Source organism: Legionella sainthelensi (assembly GCF_900637685.1).
GTDB classification, from domain to species: Bacteria; Pseudomonadota; Gammaproteobacteria; order Legionellales; family Legionellaceae; genus Legionella; species Legionella sainthelensi.
Genome location: NZ_LR134388.1, coordinates 88,344 through 103,616, shown reverse-complemented (window position 1 = coordinate 103,616; position 15,273 = coordinate 88,344). Strand labels below are relative to the sequence as shown.

The following is a 15,273-nucleotide window of genomic DNA, read 5'->3' as shown; positions in this document are numbered from 1 at the left end:
TGGTTAACATATAAATCCATGTGAATTATTAACCTGACACGTCAATCCAGGTGTTTGCAGCGTTAATACCGTTTTTCCATACATCACTTTGAGTTGTGGTCCATTCACTTGAAGCGTTGGATTTTCATACACACTAAGCGTTTGACACGCAATAGTTGTATCATTAATAACCCATTTGCTGGTAACGGGTGATGCAATAGACTCAGCCTTGATAACATATTTATTAGGTGGGCACCGATTAAAAGGATCGAATGAAGTTTGTAACCTTAAATCAGTAGGTGAAGGGGCTGCTATAATAGTTCGACCTGAAGTGACAAGCTGTACCGCTTTATTTGCATTAACAATCCCAACACCACAGGATTTAACTCCTTTGCAAGAACGCTCTGGATCAGCAGTATTTCCAAATGGCATTACACTTTCTAATAAAATACTTTTCACTTCTTGAGCGTTAAGATAAGGATTCAATGCATAAATTAATCCTGCAATTCCTGAGACATGAGGCGCGGCAAAACTTGTACCATCCATAAATGCAAATCCACTGTTTTGACACCCGGTATTTGCAGCAACTGTAGATAAAATACCTCCTGGGTAACAAGAATCCGATCCTGGTATTTCTCCTCCTGGTGCGGCTAATGTCACCAAAGGACCATAATTCGAATAATCTGCTCTATATCCATTGATTTGGGTAGCCGCGACAATAATGATATTTTTGCACGAAAGGATAGCATCCATATCGTCTACTATAGACTTATTATTATTTCCCGCAGCAACGATAATAACCCCATTACTCTTATTAAATTGATCAATTGTTTCCTGCAATGAGGCTGGACATTGCGTCGATCCTTTAACATAAAAGCTGGCATTGATGACTTTTGCGGGATAATTGTTATGTGGCACACCAGGAATGTCTCTTCCCATTGCCCAATAAATAGCAGTTTCTATCGCCGCATAATTATAGTTTGGTTCAATAGGTAGAATTTTCAAAAATGGGCCCATTCCGGCAATATCACTGCCTGTATTATTCTGACTCGATCCTGCTGCTGCAATAATTCCTGCAACATGTGTGCCGTGATTGTCCTTAGCATCTGAAACATCGGTACTATTGTCAGAAAAACTCCACCCAGTTAATACATTAGGCGCCAAATCCGGATTATAATTAATGGACTCTAAGTTGGATAAAACAATAGGTGGATTTGCATAACCTAATGTCGTTGTCCAAGCGCCATTGAAGGCACCAGGCGAAGATTCTAGAAAAACCCCTCCAGGGCCATTAAATTCATTCCATTGCGATGAATGAGAAATTAATTGATTGGGTGCTAATACTAATTGCGCTTTAGTGTGTACAGGAGACTTAATCACACAAACAGTCGCATTTCGATCAGCATATTTTATATCATTTTTGTTTAATAATTGGGTAATAACATTATTGAAATATTCTTCTTTGGATTTATTTTTTATTTGTGATAATTGCTCGATTTTTTTAGGGTCAATCGTAACTAAATAAGCACCACTTGGCATAGGTTCAACAGATTGGACTGGCAGCCCATTCTCTTTTGAAAACTCATTCCAAAAGGGCTTACCTAGATCAGGGCTTGTTACACTACTTACTGTATTAAATTTTAAAATGATTTGATCTAAAAACGCGCCACATTCTTCATTTTCTGCAGCAAATAGATGAGAACCTATAGATAGAAATGCCCAAAAGGTATTGAATAAGAATAATTTCCTTATACTCATGACTCATCCTATAAAATAAATAGAGCCCCGCCTACTCAGTTCTATACAGCGTTACAAAGCTTACTCGGCTCAGCATGTACTTCTGTACACTTCTTCACGCCATAGTACTTGCACCTTGTCTAGAACTGAGTGGATGACGCTCTATGATAATTCCATTTTAGAAAAGCTACGGAAGGGTCTCACTACAATCACTTTATAATGAGGCAAGCGATAGAAACCTTTTGATTAGCTTAAGTAAAATATTTCTATTAATCAATAGGTTGAAAAATAATTTATAATGACTCAATAAATTAACACAATAAGGCCCATTTGCTCTGCAATGTGCTCTTATGAGATCGTCACAAGGATACAATTTAGAAAAGATTACTATGCTTATTGGTGAATTCGCTATTTCATACTAAGTTTTTTAATTTCACGGTATTAGTTCGTGCATGAAAAACAAGCGCGCAAGAACGCAATTCTACAAGAAGAGTCGAGCGCTTTTTAGGTACTGTCCGCGTGCAGGATGATGGAATTAATATTGCAAGGTATCTATCACCATGGAAAGTCTTTTCGAAAGTTAAAAAGTTGCTTACAGAACAGGAGAAGTAAGATGAGAGTTGCATGTAATATAGATAAAACAGATCGGATAAACCGGACAATAATTGGTTCAGTACTGTGTATTGCGGCAATGTTTGGAATAGGGAAATATTTTTATATTGCATTAGGACTGGCATTGATTATAGAGGGCATTGTTGGTTGGTGCTCTATCCCTTATGTGCTAAGTAAGATCAAGCGATTGTTCTAAATACGAGCTTTAGTTTTACTATCCAAAATTAACCTCTTTAGTTAATAAGAACCATAAAATAAATTTAATCCAACTTGCTATTTGAATAGTTGGTAGAACTCTCACTACCTGAATACGGAGACCGTCAGATTCGATATGAGTGCTTACTTGATTCGATGTTGTTGGGAGAAAATATAAGTAAGTTATTGTAATTTCTTTCTTAGGTATAAGATTAGGGATAATTATTTCTTTTTGTCCTCCTGGTGAATCGTTTACTTCATACTGAATATCTGGATATGCCTGAAAATCAAGGTAAAATATTATGACCTAAACAGATATCTTTAGCTGCTTTGCGTCCATTGCTTCTTAAAACAATTGAATGAAAATTCACTATAGTGGGGTTCGTTGCACTAGAGGGTTTGATTCGTGAAGCATGTCCCAGGAAATCGCCGGTGATTATTGTGATGCGACTGTGTATTTCAATATCTTTTAAAGCAATTTCACGTACTGCCAATTGCATACGTCCATCCAGGTAATTTTAACGATAAAATGACTTTCGAAGAGTTAAATCAAAAACCGATAACTGAGCTCATGCGAACCTATTTTAAAGGTGTATTCATTGCCACGGAACGCTATGAATTTCAAGAAGATCACGAAATAATGATGAATAGAGAGAATGATTTGCCAGGAATTGGCAGGCTCTTTATTGCAAGTCCTAATTTACTTCCAAAAGTACACCGTAATGAAGCAATAAAACTCTATGATGCATCGATGCTCACTACTTTATTCCAAACTGGTCTTTCCTGGATAAAAGGAAAGACTTGCTCATGACAAGCTGGCCTTTGAAAATCACAACTGTTTTTAAAACCAAATTATTGTGAGCACATACTCTTATATCCTTGCAAAAGATCTGTATGTTTTATAAAAGAAATTTCAAAACATCAAATTATTTGATATGACATATCAAGATTTCCTATTGGCCTAGACAATTTTTAATCAGTTAAATAAACGATTTTGTCGATAGGTTTAATGGGGAGATAATATGGGAAAGTTTAAAAGTGGTATGGTTAAATATGGCAATAATTGGAAAGCTGTATTTAATTTCGATGATTCTGCGCGCGAGCAAATATTAGCAGCTAATCATTTAAATCATGCTGAGCAATTGGTTACTGCACCAATACGAATTACTGTAAATACTATAACGGCTGGTATTCTTGGTACTGGGTTGGTCGTTGGTGGTGTTTCCTGTTTAGCATTTGGCTTGCTTTTTAGTAAATCAATCGCTAAAGATGGAATATTTTTGACTTTGTTAGGAGTTACCGAACTTGGGGCAGGAGTAGCTGGAAGTGTCGAGATTTTATTAAAGATCCCATATAATGGTGTCAAAGCATACCAACACCGGAAGAGGAAGTCGGAGAACAACGAGCATGTAGTCCAACCCGAAATAAATACCTCATCTGGACTAATAATACGTCAACTGGAGCAAGAGTCTCCGGCTAACACCACTCTTTCGGCAACCGAACAAAATAATCCTCAAGACAAATGGGGGCAACAAAACCCAATTAACGTTGAATCAATACCTACGATACTTCAACTGATAGTTCAATCTTTTGAATGTCCTATTACGCATGAGTTAATACAAGAGCCTGTCCTATGTACTTTAGATGGTAGAACGTATGAACGAGAAGAGATTACTCAATGGCTTGCTGCACATCGTAGCTCTCCAATTACACGTGAAAAAATGACACCTGATCAAAAAATAGCAGACGTGTTAAAACCAAATCGTGCCCTAGCTGATGCCATTGCGGGGTTTCGAGTTGAACATCCCGAGTTATTTGAAAGTAAGAGTCGATCAAGCTCTTTATCCGGATGATAAAAAAAAGCAACTGGACTGTATGAAAGAGAAGCCAAAGAACATTTCGGAACAAAACGTCCAAAAACCATCACCTACTATAAGGTGATGGTTTTGCTCGATGTTCCATATGTATTCTTTGCTATGGTTTGGATGCATTTAAAATAAAACTTAATTTACCAGTCCGCTCGAGACGCGCTGCTTTTACCTGGCGTAAATCGTCATGATGTACTATTCCAATTTTATGGTGCTGAAAAGCCCCAAATGCAAATAGCCAGTGCAAAAAAATGATGACGCTGCTAGCGGCCATAGACGCTACAAGCGGGGATGAACCATTAATCGCTCGGCTTAATATCGAGCCCATAATGATAACCAGGACAAAATCAAACGAGGTTTGTAAATTAAATCGTCGATTGCCAATACGGATTAAGAAAATAGCATAAATATAGATAATAAACATTCGGATGAGTATATAAATGAGATTATGAAAATAAATGTTTTCATTGGTCTAGCCCCAGTGCTTTTTTGTTAATAATTAATCCAAACTCAAGCTTCATTTACTTCTACCGATATATTATCCAAGATGCTCAATATGGAGTCTGTCATGGATAAAATTGCACAATTTAATATTGGAGATTTAGTCATTCACAAACACAGCCGTTATAGAGCGATCATTGTCGATGTAGATCCGCTTTTTCAGGCTTCCGGACGCTATAACCCTCAAGCTAAAAAACGTGAATTTGCTACGCGCAATCCTTGGTACCGGCTATTAGTTGATGACAGCAGTCAAATTACCTATGTGGAAGAATGCATGCTTATTGCGGACAAAAGCACTTTGCCCATTAACAATCCAAACCTAGGTTTTTATTTAAAAGAAAAAGAGGGGCATTATTGTAGTGCAAATTTCACCCATTAAGCATCAGGGAAGTCGTTCTGTTTCTATAGAAAAAGCCGATCGCCTTCCCCATTTCAAAGCCCAAGGGAGATGATATATAAATCAGTACAATGTGCTGCCAAAATTGATTTATAAACAGGTCTATTCTATAAAGAGATATAATGACCTTTATGTTTGATCATTGCATAAGGATAATTTTTTAATGGACTTCCCAGGCATTAAGAATGAGCAAATTGAAAATAAGCTTATAGCCGAGTCATATAAAAAATTTTATGTTTTAATTATTGCAGATTTTTTTGCAACACTTTTCTATGCCGCAATTATTTGGCCATCAATGAATAACAAGACTCCGGTAGTAATATGGATCTTGGTGATGTTTCTTTTCAATCATGTGCTGCGAAGCTTATTTTTATTTCAATATCATCGTCGCAAAAAACAAGATGGTTTATTTCATCCTGCTTTTTGGAAAAAATATTTTATAGTGAATAATCTCCAATCAGGTATCTTATGGGCTTTAGGAGGGTCGCTGTTTCTTTACGTAGAAGATCCGCTACATCGCATGGCCATTTTTGTTTATCTCATTGGATTACTTGGCGCACCTGCGGCTAAATTACTAACCATGCACCTTGCTTTCATTTCATTTATAGTACCAATTTGGTTGCTCTTGGTTTTTTTATCTGTATCCATTACTCCTTCACTCTCATTTGTCTTACTTATGGCAACCCTGCTTTATGTGGTTACGGTGCTGTATGCCACAACACAAGTCAATCAATTTTTAATGAGATCAATTTATTTGGAAATATACAGCTCAAATATTTTGTCTGATTTAAGACATAGTGAAGAAAGTTTTCGCAATACCATTGAAAATGCCCCCATAGGCATGGCTATTGTCTCACCTGAAGGAAAATGCATTCATACCAATCGCACCTTGCAAGAAATCCTGGGTTACAGTGACGAAGAGTTGCTTAATAAAAATATGCTAGAAATCACATACCTTGATGATGTAGCAATGACTCAAGATGCAATGAATAAACTGCTTCATGGGGAATTACGTATTTCACATATGGAAAAACGCTATATACGCAAAGACGGTAGTATTATCTGGGGAATGGTTAGCTCAAGCCTAATTCGTAATGAGCAGGGAGAACCAATTAATTTTATTATACAAATGAAGGATGTAAGTGATCGCATTCAAAATGAAGAAAAAATGCGCCAATTAAATGAAAAAACAATGGAAACGTTGAATGAGTTAAAACTATTAGAACATGACGAGAGTTTATTAAATAAACTAAATCGTTCACTACAAATTTGTATTACCGCAGAAGAAGCTTACCCACGAATCAATTTAATTGCTCAAGATTTATTTCCTGACTTAAGTGGCGGCTTATCAATTTATAATAGTGTCATCAAACAGATGGAGACGGAAGCCGAGTGGGGAAAGGAAAGATTATTACCCGACAAATTTCTTCCTATAGACTGCTTTTCAATTCGTGAGGCAACCACTCATGTAGTGGATGATCCTCATAAATCTGTGCCTTGTGCCCATTATCAAATTCCTCCTCAGGGAGGATATATGGCGTTACCACTGACAGTGCAAAATGAATTGATTGGTGTGATTCACCTGTGGGCGCCAAAAGACAAGAAATTAACGCAACATCAACAAGACATAGCTAATTCATTTGGAAATATAGTGAAGCTCGCCATTGCTAATATTAATCTGCGCGTGTCATTGAGTGAATTGTCATTACATGACCCATTAACCAATTTATATAATCGACGTTATTTAAATGAAATTTTGTCACGAGAACTCATTCTAATTGCTCGGGAAAACAGGACATTATGCGTAGCAATGTTGGATATCGATAATTTCAAGAACTTTAATGATAGTTACAGCCATTTAGCGGGAGATGAGTTGCTCAAAGTGATAGGAAAATTATTAAAAAATAGTTTTCGTGAAAGTGACTTTTCTGTACGTTTTGGCGGAGAAGAATTTGTCGTTGTATTGTTAAATATAACGATAAATAATGCCGTGAATAAAATGGAAGAGCTTCGTGAAAAAATAAAAAATATAACCATCTATTTTAAAGGCAAACCGTTAAATCACATTACCATTTCAATTGGTGTTGCAGAAGCACTGAAAGATGGTGCTTCGATTGAAGAAATAATTAAAGCCGCTGATCACGCGCTTTACGCTGCGAAACAGGCCGGCAAAGATAGAGTAATAGCCTATACTCATAACACCTAATCCTATCACTTTATGAATCGTAGAACTCCATGAATTTTTGAGAATTTAATTTCGCATTGAGCTATTGAGACACGCGGCATTGCCCCAGACCCTGCATAATTAATCGCGAATCAATAGGATTGGCATTTATCGCCAGACACATACATAGCCCCTATGCAAGAGATATTAAAGACTGCATATTGCTTTTGTTTATAATTAAAATAATATGACCTAATCATTCTAATAGGAGTTTTTAGTGAGTAAGGCTTTTACTAAAGAAGGTACTGAGTATACCAAACCCAAGCGTCCAGAAAGAGAGTTGCCACGTATCAAAAATTATATGACCCCCAATGGCTTTGCAATGCTGCAAACTGAATTACGCAATTTAGTCAGTAATGAGAGACCGGAAATTGTGAAAGTTGTAAGTTGGGCAGCGAGTAATGGAGACCGCTCGGAAAATGGAGATTATATTTATGGAAAAAAACGTTTACGTGAAATTGATAGACGCATTCGCTATTTGACGAAACGATTAGAAAGCGCACAAATAGTTGATCCTAAACTTCAAGTCGGTCTTACCCAAGTGTTTTTTGGAGCCACTGTCCAATACATCAATGAACAAGGTGAATCTCATTGTGTCAAAATAGTAGGTCTGGATGAAGCAGATATTAATGCAGGGAAAATAAGCTGGGTTTCACCCTTGGCGAAAACATTATTGAAGGCTCGAGTTGGCGATAGCAGAATCTTACGGGTTGGTGATGAAGAATGTAATTTAACGGTGACGGATATTTCTTACATCATCTAATGTTAGATTTAAAATTCAAGTTATCACAATGCCAGTATTCATTAATACATGCTCTATAGCGCCAACATCGACGATGATTTCTAACCCGCGTTTTCGAATCCATGCAAGGCCTGATGGGCAGTTATAAGCTTTCCTCTCATCAAGCTCATGTGCCCATTCGTACTATCCTCTTTTTGCTATCATTGCTAAAGAGGGTGATTTAGTGTTTGATGACTCGGAAACATTACCCCCAAAAAATCGATTAGGATTTTGGGACAACCCGACTTCTTGTTTTTCCGTGATTTCAATTTTTGAGAAAAAATCTACCATTAAGCCCCCATGTTTAAACAAATGGGAGTTTATCGTTGAGGTTAACTCAAAAGCCTTATCGATGAGAAGAATGAGGCTAGATGAAAAAGAAGAGCCATATTTGTTTGATAAGTACCTTTTAAATTCTTGCTGTTGTTCCCCACTGACATTGAGACTTTGTATTTTCTGGGTCTCTTCTTCACTCAATGGCTCCCCGTCAATGCCTTTATCCCAGGCTATTTTAAGAGCAATACAATTGTTTGGATGGATTTCTTTTTTGAAATGGGTCACCAAAAACTCATTAAGCTCCGCTTTAATGACATCTTCTGTAACGAGTTTTAATAAGGGATGACCAAGTACGGATTGAAAAAGCCTGCGCTTAACACCTGAATAACAACTGGGACGATCACCTTCAAGATCATCATATTGTTCGAGTTGGCCGTTATTTTTACGTCTGCTTTTATCCCAATTATGCGCACGTCCTATATGAGCCAACTCTGCGATAAAATGCGCAACACGCGTAGCAAAAGTATAATCATCAATACAGGGGGTCTCCTTATCAAGCGCTGCGAGATACAAAAGACTGATAAGCGATTGATGTTCTTCAAACGTAGACCACCGCTCACTATGATCGTCGTTAATGTACACATAACTTGCATGTTCATGCATCCAAGGATTGGGCTTGGAGAGATAACGCCAGGCGGTATGGGCTTTGTTTTGGTAGTACGCTATTAATGCTTGCTCTTGTTGCTCTGGCGTTAATTGCAGTACGGCAAAGTCATTCCAAGTCATAGGCAATACTAAGTCTTCATGCTGATCCTCTTTTTTAATGTTGAGAAGAGCAGGATGAGCTTCATAATGCGCTTGCAAAGTAGAGCGCAAATCGATCATCACTTGAGAAACTCCAGTTTGATGTAACAAGGGCTGATAACGGTCGATTACCGCTTGTAACTGTGTTTGCTCTCCTTGAGTTAAGGCGGTCATGGAAGATTCATGATCTGCTGCCAAAGCAGCTAAATCAAGACGCCCTTCTTGTTCCTCTCGGTAATAATTTCTTTGTTCAGCAAGGGTACGTACAGCAGCAATATTGAGCAATACACGCGCTGCATCTTGATTGCCTACAGATAAAGCAAGACGTAACAACTCATTAGATTGGTTAGCTGTCACCTCTGTATGAGCTAAAGATTTGACCGAAGGTAGATTCAGCAAAAAGCGTAAATCATCAATTAAGACCGCATCGTTTCTGCGGATCAGGTTGCGTGCTATATAAAACAAGAGTTTTGCTTCCTCAGCAGGCACATCAAAGACTGCATCTAAGTTATTTGCTTCCACTTCTTGTTGTTGCCTATACAGAGCAGTGAGTTGTTGTGACATAAAGGGCCAAACACACTGTTGCCCCCATTCCTCTTGGTGCGCTTCAGCGTAAGCAAATACACTAGGGTAACTTAACATATACTGAACTACGGGAAGATGGCCCTTTATTGCTGCTAATTGAAAAGCAATAAAATTATTTCTTTTAAGCATTTTAAGCATCTTATCAGGTGCTTTTTCTTGCAAATATTTAAGAACCTCCAGATGACCATGAGAAGCCGCAAATCGAAACGCACAAAAGGCTCCCGCTTTAATCATGTCTTGTAGTTTCTCAGGCATTTTAGACTCTAGATATCGGAGCACAGCAAGATGACCTTGATTCGCTGCCCATCGAAAAGCATAGTAATTCTGCGCTTCCATCATGTCGTGCAATTTATCGGATACTTTCGCCTCCAGAAACTTAAGAACATCAAGATGCCCACCCTCTGCTGCGCCTCGAAAAGCAGCACATGAGTCATACGTTATCAGCTCTTGCAATTGACTCCGAGTGACTTTAGGTTCGATCGTCTCTATGAGGTATTCCAAGGTATTTAAATACCCTAATTTGGCAACCCGTTGGACTCGCAAAGAATAATTTTTAACCACACTGAAACTGTCTATTTCATTGAATTCTTGTTGAGAATATCGCGTCAATAACTCTAAATGATTCGTATGATTACTTAACATCACGACAAGATTAAGACGTTCAGAATTGCAAAGTCCCAATAAATCACCTAACTCAAGAAGCTGCTGATTATTTAACGAAGGATGGCTCAGTGCTATGGCTATCCACGCCTTGTTTTTTTCTGCATCGCTTATAGAAGTTAGTTTTTTCTTTAACACGTCATAGGGCATACTCATCCAAGAGATAAGACTGTTGGGAAATTCGTTGTCATTAAAAATTTCGGACCATACGGCCTCTGGAATTAAACCGGCTTGAGGATGTTGCTTTCTTTGGATTTCGTTAAAAAAATGCATTGAATTAAGTTTTTATCGATTAGCAATGCGCGCTATATAACCGGACCGAGCTTAATCAATCCAATTAGTTATATTAATATGTCATATCAAATGATTTGATAGTATTTTATTTTCAATATCTTATGTTCGAAACTAAAATAAATTATCTGGATTCTGCGGTCAAGCCGCAGGTACTGGGCTTATGGAACTAGCTGATGAAAGGCATGCATGAAGAATGCACGCTTACTATTGAGCACACTTCGAGTGCTTATCCTGGCAATTAACAAAAAGAATTCTGTTTTAAATGGATAAGCAAAGAAAATACAGGCTATGTGTTTCTTAAAATCAAAACCAGTACCGCAATAAAAGCAATCAAAACAAGCGCTAAAATTCCCATTGTAGAAAAACTTTTATTCAAATTTTCTTTACTAAATTGGCCAGGATTGCCTTTAATTGTACGGTACAAAATGAAAATAATCATCCCCGCACCAATTAGAGCTAAAATTTGATATAAAGTTTCCATGAATCTTTCCTTATTTATGCGCTAAACGTTTATTCTATTACATCTTTTTAATTTCAAAACTAAATGCATCTGAAAATAAATGCTCCGGTGAAACCCCCTTATTTACTAATGCATCTCTTGTGCTATAAACCATGTCAAAAGGACCACTAATCACAATTTGCCATTGATTCAGATCACGAGGATGTCTGTCTAACACCAAAGAAGCCAGGGGCTTACTGTTATCATCCGAAACAGAGGAAAAATAATTAAAACGACTGACATGAATATTCCAGCTACTCACCTTTTCATCCAGATACAAATCACTTTGTAAGCGTGCTCCCCAAAATAACTCAAAAGGTCGGGTATCTGAAGTCGCTAATAACTGCTCTATCATCGCTTTTACTGGGGCAAATCCCGTTCCCCCAGCAATAAATATAATGGGGCGCTGTGCGTCTAAATGCTCAATGGAGCATACACCAAAAGGCAGACGGATGTTGACAAATCCATGCTCTTTAATGTGTGCAAATAAGCGTTGTGTGTATGGGTTTTCCAGGCTATGTCGAATATGCAGCTCATATTTATGTGACCCTAAAGGTGCATTAGCAATAGAATAGCTAAATGCATCTTGGTCAAAAACAATTTGCAGATATTGACCAGCTTGATAATCAACGTATCGTTCAGGAGCCAAAATCAAGCTCATAATACTATCGGTCAGTGGTGAAATGTCTTCTACCTGTGCTTTGATGATTTTTTCCGTCATTTACCTAATCCCAATGCAGGCCAATAATCATTCACTTTTTTAAGGATTTCTTCGTCCATAACAATAGACACTCCCCACTCTCTTTGTGTTTCACCAGGCCATTTGCTGGTAGCATCCATACCCATTTTTGAGCCTAAACCCGACACAGGTGAAGCAAAATCCAGATAATCAATAGGTGTATTTTCAACCATCACGGTATCTCGGCTCGGATCCATACGTGTAGTCATTGCCCAAACTACATCCTGCCAATTGCGCGCATCAACATCATCATCACACACAATAACAAATTTGGTATACATAAACTGTCGCAAAAAGGACCATACCGCCATCATAATTCGTTTTGCATGACCAGGGTATTGTTTCTTAATAGTGACCACCGCTAAACGATAAGAACATCCCTCGGGAGGCAAATAAAAATCAACTATCTCTGGGAATTGTTTTTGCAATAAAGGAATAAAGACTTCATTTAACGCAACCCCTAAAATGGCAGGCTCATCTGGAGGCCGGCCGGTATAAGTACTGTGGTAAATAGGACTATCTCTATGAGTAATACGCTCTACGGTAAACACAGGGAAACTTTGTACTTCATTATAATAACCAGTATGATCCCCATAAGGCCCTTCAGGCGCCTCAACCCCAGGTTCCAGGAACCCTTCAAGAATAATTTCTGCACTTGCCGGCACATGCAATTCGTTACCAATACACCGTGTTAATCGGGTACGTTGCCCTCGTAATAATCCAGCAAATGCATATTCAGATAAGGTGTCAGGCACAGGCGTTACTGCCGCGAGTATCGTTGCGGGATCTGCCCCTAACGTTACTGCCACCGGGAAACGCTCTCCAGGATAAGCTTGCTGCCAAGCCTGGTAGTCTAAAGCCCCTCCTCGGTGTGACAACCAACGCATAATCAATTGATTTTTATTTAACAATTGCTGGCGGTAAATCCCCATATTTTCACGCGCTTGATGCGGTCCTCTGGTAGTCACAAGCCCCCAGGTTATTAATGGCGCAGCATCTTTAGGCCAACAGGTTTGGATAGGCAAGGAGGTAAGATCGACCTCATCTTTTTCCCAAACATGAGTTTGGCATTCCGCTCCATTTATATATTTTGGCGCCATATTAAGTGCTTGCTTTAACAAAGGCAGTTTATTAAAGGCATCCTTAAATCCTTTAGGAGGCTCAGGCTCTTTTAAAGCAGCCAATAATTTACCTACTTCTCGTAATGCCTCGATATTGTCTTCACCCATGCCCATTGCTACTCGCTCAACCGTACCAAACAAATTAGTCAATACAGGCATTTTAGAATGAGGCGTATTAGTAAAAAGCAAGGCGGGACCAGCAGAACGCAATACCCGATCACTAACAGCCGTCATTTCAAGATAGGGTGATACAGGGTAAGTGATCCGTTGTAACAGTCCACGAGATTCAAGTTGGGCAATAAAATCTCTTAGATCAGAGTATTTCATGAATAAATCCCTTGAGTAACTTGGGTGAAGTGGACATCACTGCCAGACTTCAGGGTATTGTCATTGTCGCGAAAGCGGAAATCCATTTCTATTTGAGCATTGTGTCTACCTCAAAATAGATCCTCGCTTTTGCGGGACAACAACATGTTCCTTAAATCTAGGGTCATGCTCCTTAGGCTAAACGGTCTAAGTAGCGACTTGATCCTCAGCATCTTAATTTTATGAGGATTGTTCAGGATCAAATCACAGGACATAAAGATAAGTTCCTTACTTAAATAGCAGTAAGTTATAGTCTTCACCCAGACTATTTTTTATATTTGCAAATGACTTACTCTTGACGTTTCATTGCATCAAAGAATTCCGCATTAGTTTTATGATTCTTCATACGCTCCAGCAAGAATTCAATTGCATCACACTCATCCATGGATTGTAGAATTTTACGCAATATCCAGGTACGTTGCAGATCTTCTGGACTCAACAACAGATCTTCACGACGAGTACCGGAACGATTGATATTAATCGCAGGGAAAACTCGACGTTCAGCAATATTACGACTCAAGTGGATTTCCATATTACCGGTACCCTTGAATTCTTCGTAAATCACTTCATCCATTTTGGAGCCTGTGTCCACCAACGCCGTAGCAATAATGGTCAAACTACCGCCTTCTTCTATATTACGTGCAGCACCATACAAACGCTTAGGTCTTTGCAACGCATTTGCATCAACACCCCCGGTAAGAACTTTACCTGAAGAAGGAATCACCGTATTGTAAGCACGCGCTAAACGAGTAATCGAATCCAATAAAATCACCACATCACGCTTGTGCTCAACCAAACGCTTCGCTTTTTCAATAACCATTTCCGCAACTTGAACATGGCGATTAGCGGGTTCATCGAAAGTACTGGCAACCACTTCACCTTTTACGGAACGCTGCATTTCAGTCACTTCTTCGGGGCGCTCATCAATCAGTAAAACGATGAGATAACATTCTGGGTAATTTTTTTCTATGGAACGAGCAATGTTTTGCAGCATCAATGTCTTACCCGCTTTTGGAGGAGAAACAATTAAGCCACGCTGGCCTCGACCAAAAGGAGCACAGAGATCGACAACTCGTGCAGTCAAATCTTCAGTACTGCCATTTCCTTGCTCCATCACCAAACGCTCTGTAGCAAATAATGGAGTGAGGTTTTCAAATAAAATTTTCCGTTTAGCACTATCCGGTGAATCATAGTTGATTTCATCAACCTTTAATAAGGCAAAATAGCGTTCATTGTCTTTGGGAGGACGAATTTTACCTGAAATAGTATCGCCAGAACGTAGACCAAAACGTCTGATTTGACTGGGGGATACATAAATGTCATCCGGGCCTGCCAAATAAGAACCATCGGCAGAACGCAAGAAACCAAAACCATCAGTCAAGACTTCTAAAACTCCATCGCCGTGTATATCTTCACCTTTTAAAGCATGAGCTTTAAGAATGGCAAATATAATTTCTTGTTTGCGCATACGGGAAGGATTTTCGACACCAATCTCTTGTGCGATGTTAAAGAGATCGGCAATAGGCAATTGCTTAAGTTCACTAAGATTCATACTTCTCACTTGATTGGTTGTTTAACGAATTGAATATCCGGGATAATGTTTATTAAGAATAGCAGCTAAGGATTCAATGCTGC

14 protein-coding genes are annotated in these 15,273 nt (G+C 38.6%); 6 read left to right on the top strand and 8 right to left on the bottom strand.

Annotated elements, in window-relative coordinates; translation table 11 throughout:
• Positions 1 to 3: 3 nt before the first annotated feature.
• Positions 4 to 1,737, bottom strand: coding sequence for a S8 family peptidase (locus EL220_RS00465; RefSeq protein ID WP_027271996.1), 1,734 nt, complete (start codon positions 1,735 to 1,737; stop codon positions 4 to 6).
• Between the two features lie 505 nt (positions 1,738 to 2,242).
• Between EL220_RS00465 and EL220_RS19730 the strand changes: the two genes are divergently transcribed.
• A complete protein-coding gene (locus tag EL220_RS19730; RefSeq protein WP_081779088.1) occupies positions 2,243 to 2,524 on the top strand; it encodes a YgaP family membrane protein in 282 nt (93 codons plus the stop codon).
• A gap of 286 nt (positions 2,525 to 2,810) precedes the next feature.
• Here EL220_RS19730 and EL220_RS18425 read toward each other — a convergent pair whose 3' ends face one another.
• Complete coding sequence (locus EL220_RS18425) at positions 2,811 to 3,023, bottom strand: hypothetical protein (protein WP_027271998.1); 213 nt, start codon at positions 3,021 to 3,023, stop codon at positions 2,811 to 2,813.
• 29 nt (positions 3,024 to 3,052) lie between these two features.
• On the opposite strand from EL220_RS18425, the gene EL220_RS00455 reads away from it, so the two are divergent.
• Entirely contained in the window at positions 3,053 to 3,334 is a 282-nt protein-coding gene (locus tag EL220_RS00455) for a hypothetical protein (RefSeq protein ID WP_027271999.1), read from the top strand.
• Positions 3,335 to 3,545: 211 nt separating this feature from the next.
• Positions 3,546 to 4,376: a U-box domain-containing protein gene (locus tag EL220_RS00450; protein WP_035906429.1), complete on the top strand. Its 831-nt coding sequence runs from the start codon at positions 3,546 to 3,548 to the stop codon at positions 4,374 to 4,376.
• A gap of 121 nt (positions 4,377 to 4,497) precedes the next feature.
• Here the strand turns inward: EL220_RS00450 and EL220_RS18420 are convergent, their stop codons facing one another.
• A complete protein-coding gene (locus EL220_RS18420; protein WP_051544774.1) occupies positions 4,498 to 4,719 on the bottom strand; it encodes a DUF421 domain-containing protein in 222 nt (73 codons plus the stop codon).
• Positions 4,720 to 4,959: 240 nt separating this feature from the next.
• Between EL220_RS18420 and hspQ the strand changes: the two genes are divergently transcribed.
• From hspQ to greB, 3 genes are all read left to right on the top strand, one after another.
• A complete protein-coding gene (gene hspQ / locus EL220_RS00440) occupies positions 4,960 to 5,271 on the top strand; it encodes a heat shock protein HspQ (protein WP_027272001.1) in 312 nt (103 codons plus the stop codon).
• 181 nt (positions 5,272 to 5,452) lie between these two features.
• A complete protein-coding gene (locus tag EL220_RS00435) occupies positions 5,453 to 7,495 on the top strand; it encodes a GGDEF domain-containing protein (protein WP_027272002.1) in 2,043 nt (680 codons plus the stop codon).
• 235 nt (positions 7,496 to 7,730) lie between these two features.
• On the top strand, positions 7,731 to 8,276 hold the full coding sequence (greB, locus tag EL220_RS00430) for a transcription elongation factor GreB (protein ID WP_027272003.1): 546 nt from the start codon (positions 7,731 to 7,733) through the stop codon (positions 8,274 to 8,276).
• Between the two features lie 162 nt (positions 8,277 to 8,438).
• On the opposite strand, the gene EL220_RS00425 is transcribed toward greB, so the two are convergent.
• The 5 genes from EL220_RS00425 to rho all read right to left on the bottom strand — a co-directional run bounded on the left by EL220_RS00425 (position 8,439) and on the right by rho (position 15,190).
• Positions 8,439 to 10,892 (bottom strand): ankyrin repeat domain-containing protein, encoded by a 2,454-nt coding sequence (locus EL220_RS00425; protein ID WP_027272004.1) that lies wholly within the window; start codon positions 10,890 to 10,892, stop codon positions 8,439 to 8,441.
• 307 nt (positions 10,893 to 11,199) lie between these two features.
• Positions 11,200 to 11,394, bottom strand: a complete 195-nt coding sequence (locus tag EL220_RS00420) for a hypothetical protein (protein WP_027272005.1) — start codon at positions 11,392 to 11,394, stop codon at positions 11,200 to 11,202.
• Between the two features lie 37 nt (positions 11,395 to 11,431).
• On the bottom strand, positions 11,432 to 12,133 hold the full coding sequence (locus EL220_RS00415) for an NAD(P)H-flavin reductase (protein WP_027272006.1): 702 nt from the start codon (positions 12,131 to 12,133) through the stop codon (positions 11,432 to 11,434).
• On the bottom strand, positions 12,130 to 13,599 hold the full coding sequence (gene ubiD / locus EL220_RS00410; protein WP_027272007.1) for a 4-hydroxy-3-polyprenylbenzoate decarboxylase: 1,470 nt from the start codon (positions 13,597 to 13,599) through the stop codon (positions 12,130 to 12,132). The genes EL220_RS00415 and ubiD overlap by 4 nt, the downstream gene beginning before the upstream one ends.
• A gap of 328 nt (positions 13,600 to 13,927) precedes the next feature.
• Entirely contained in the window at positions 13,928 to 15,190 is a 1,263-nt protein-coding gene (rho, locus tag EL220_RS00405; RefSeq protein WP_027272008.1) for a transcription termination factor Rho, read from the bottom strand.
• Positions 15,191 to 15,273: the final 83 nt, after the last annotated feature.

Excerpts from the sequence above, each read along its gene's own strand:
- EL220_RS00465 (WP_027271996.1), bottom strand. The coding sequence starts at position 1,737 with ATGAGTATAAGGAAATTATTCTTATTCAATACCTTTTGGGCATTTCTA.
- EL220_RS19730 (WP_081779088.1), top strand. The coding sequence starts at position 2,243 with ATGATGGAATTAATATTGCAAGGTATCTATCACCATGGAAAGTCTTTT.
- EL220_RS18425 (WP_027271998.1), bottom strand. The coding sequence starts at position 3,023 with ATGCAATTGGCAGTACGTGAAATTGCTTTAAAAGATATTGAAATACAC.
- EL220_RS00455 (WP_027271999.1), top strand. The coding sequence starts at position 3,053 with ATGACTTTCGAAGAGTTAAATCAAAAACCGATAACTGAGCTCATGCGA.
- EL220_RS00450 (WP_035906429.1), top strand. The coding sequence starts at position 3,546 with ATGGGAAAGTTTAAAAGTGGTATGGTTAAATATGGCAATAATTGGAAA.
- EL220_RS18420 (WP_051544774.1), bottom strand. The coding sequence starts at position 4,719 with ATGGGCTCGATATTAAGCCGAGCGATTAATGGTTCATCCCCGCTTGTA.
- hspQ (WP_027272001.1), top strand. The coding sequence starts at position 4,960 with ATGGATAAAATTGCACAATTTAATATTGGAGATTTAGTCATTCACAAA.
- EL220_RS00435 (WP_027272002.1), top strand. The coding sequence starts at position 5,453 with ATGGACTTCCCAGGCATTAAGAATGAGCAAATTGAAAATAAGCTTATA.
- EL220_RS00425 (WP_027272004.1), bottom strand. The coding sequence starts at position 10,892 with ATGCATTTTTTTAACGAAATCCAAAGAAAGCAACATCCTCAAGCCGGT.
- EL220_RS00420 (WP_027272005.1), bottom strand. The coding sequence starts at position 11,394 with ATGGAAACTTTATATCAAATTTTAGCTCTAATTGGTGCGGGGATGATT.
- EL220_RS00415 (WP_027272006.1), bottom strand. The coding sequence starts at position 12,133 with ATGACGGAAAAAATCATCAAAGCACAGGTAGAAGACATTTCACCACTG.
- ubiD (WP_027272007.1), bottom strand. The coding sequence starts at position 13,599 with ATGAAATACTCTGATCTAAGAGATTTTATTGCCCAACTTGAATCTCGT.
- rho (WP_027272008.1), bottom strand. The coding sequence starts at position 15,190 with ATGAATCTTAGTGAACTTAAGCAATTGCCTATTGCCGATCTCTTTAAC.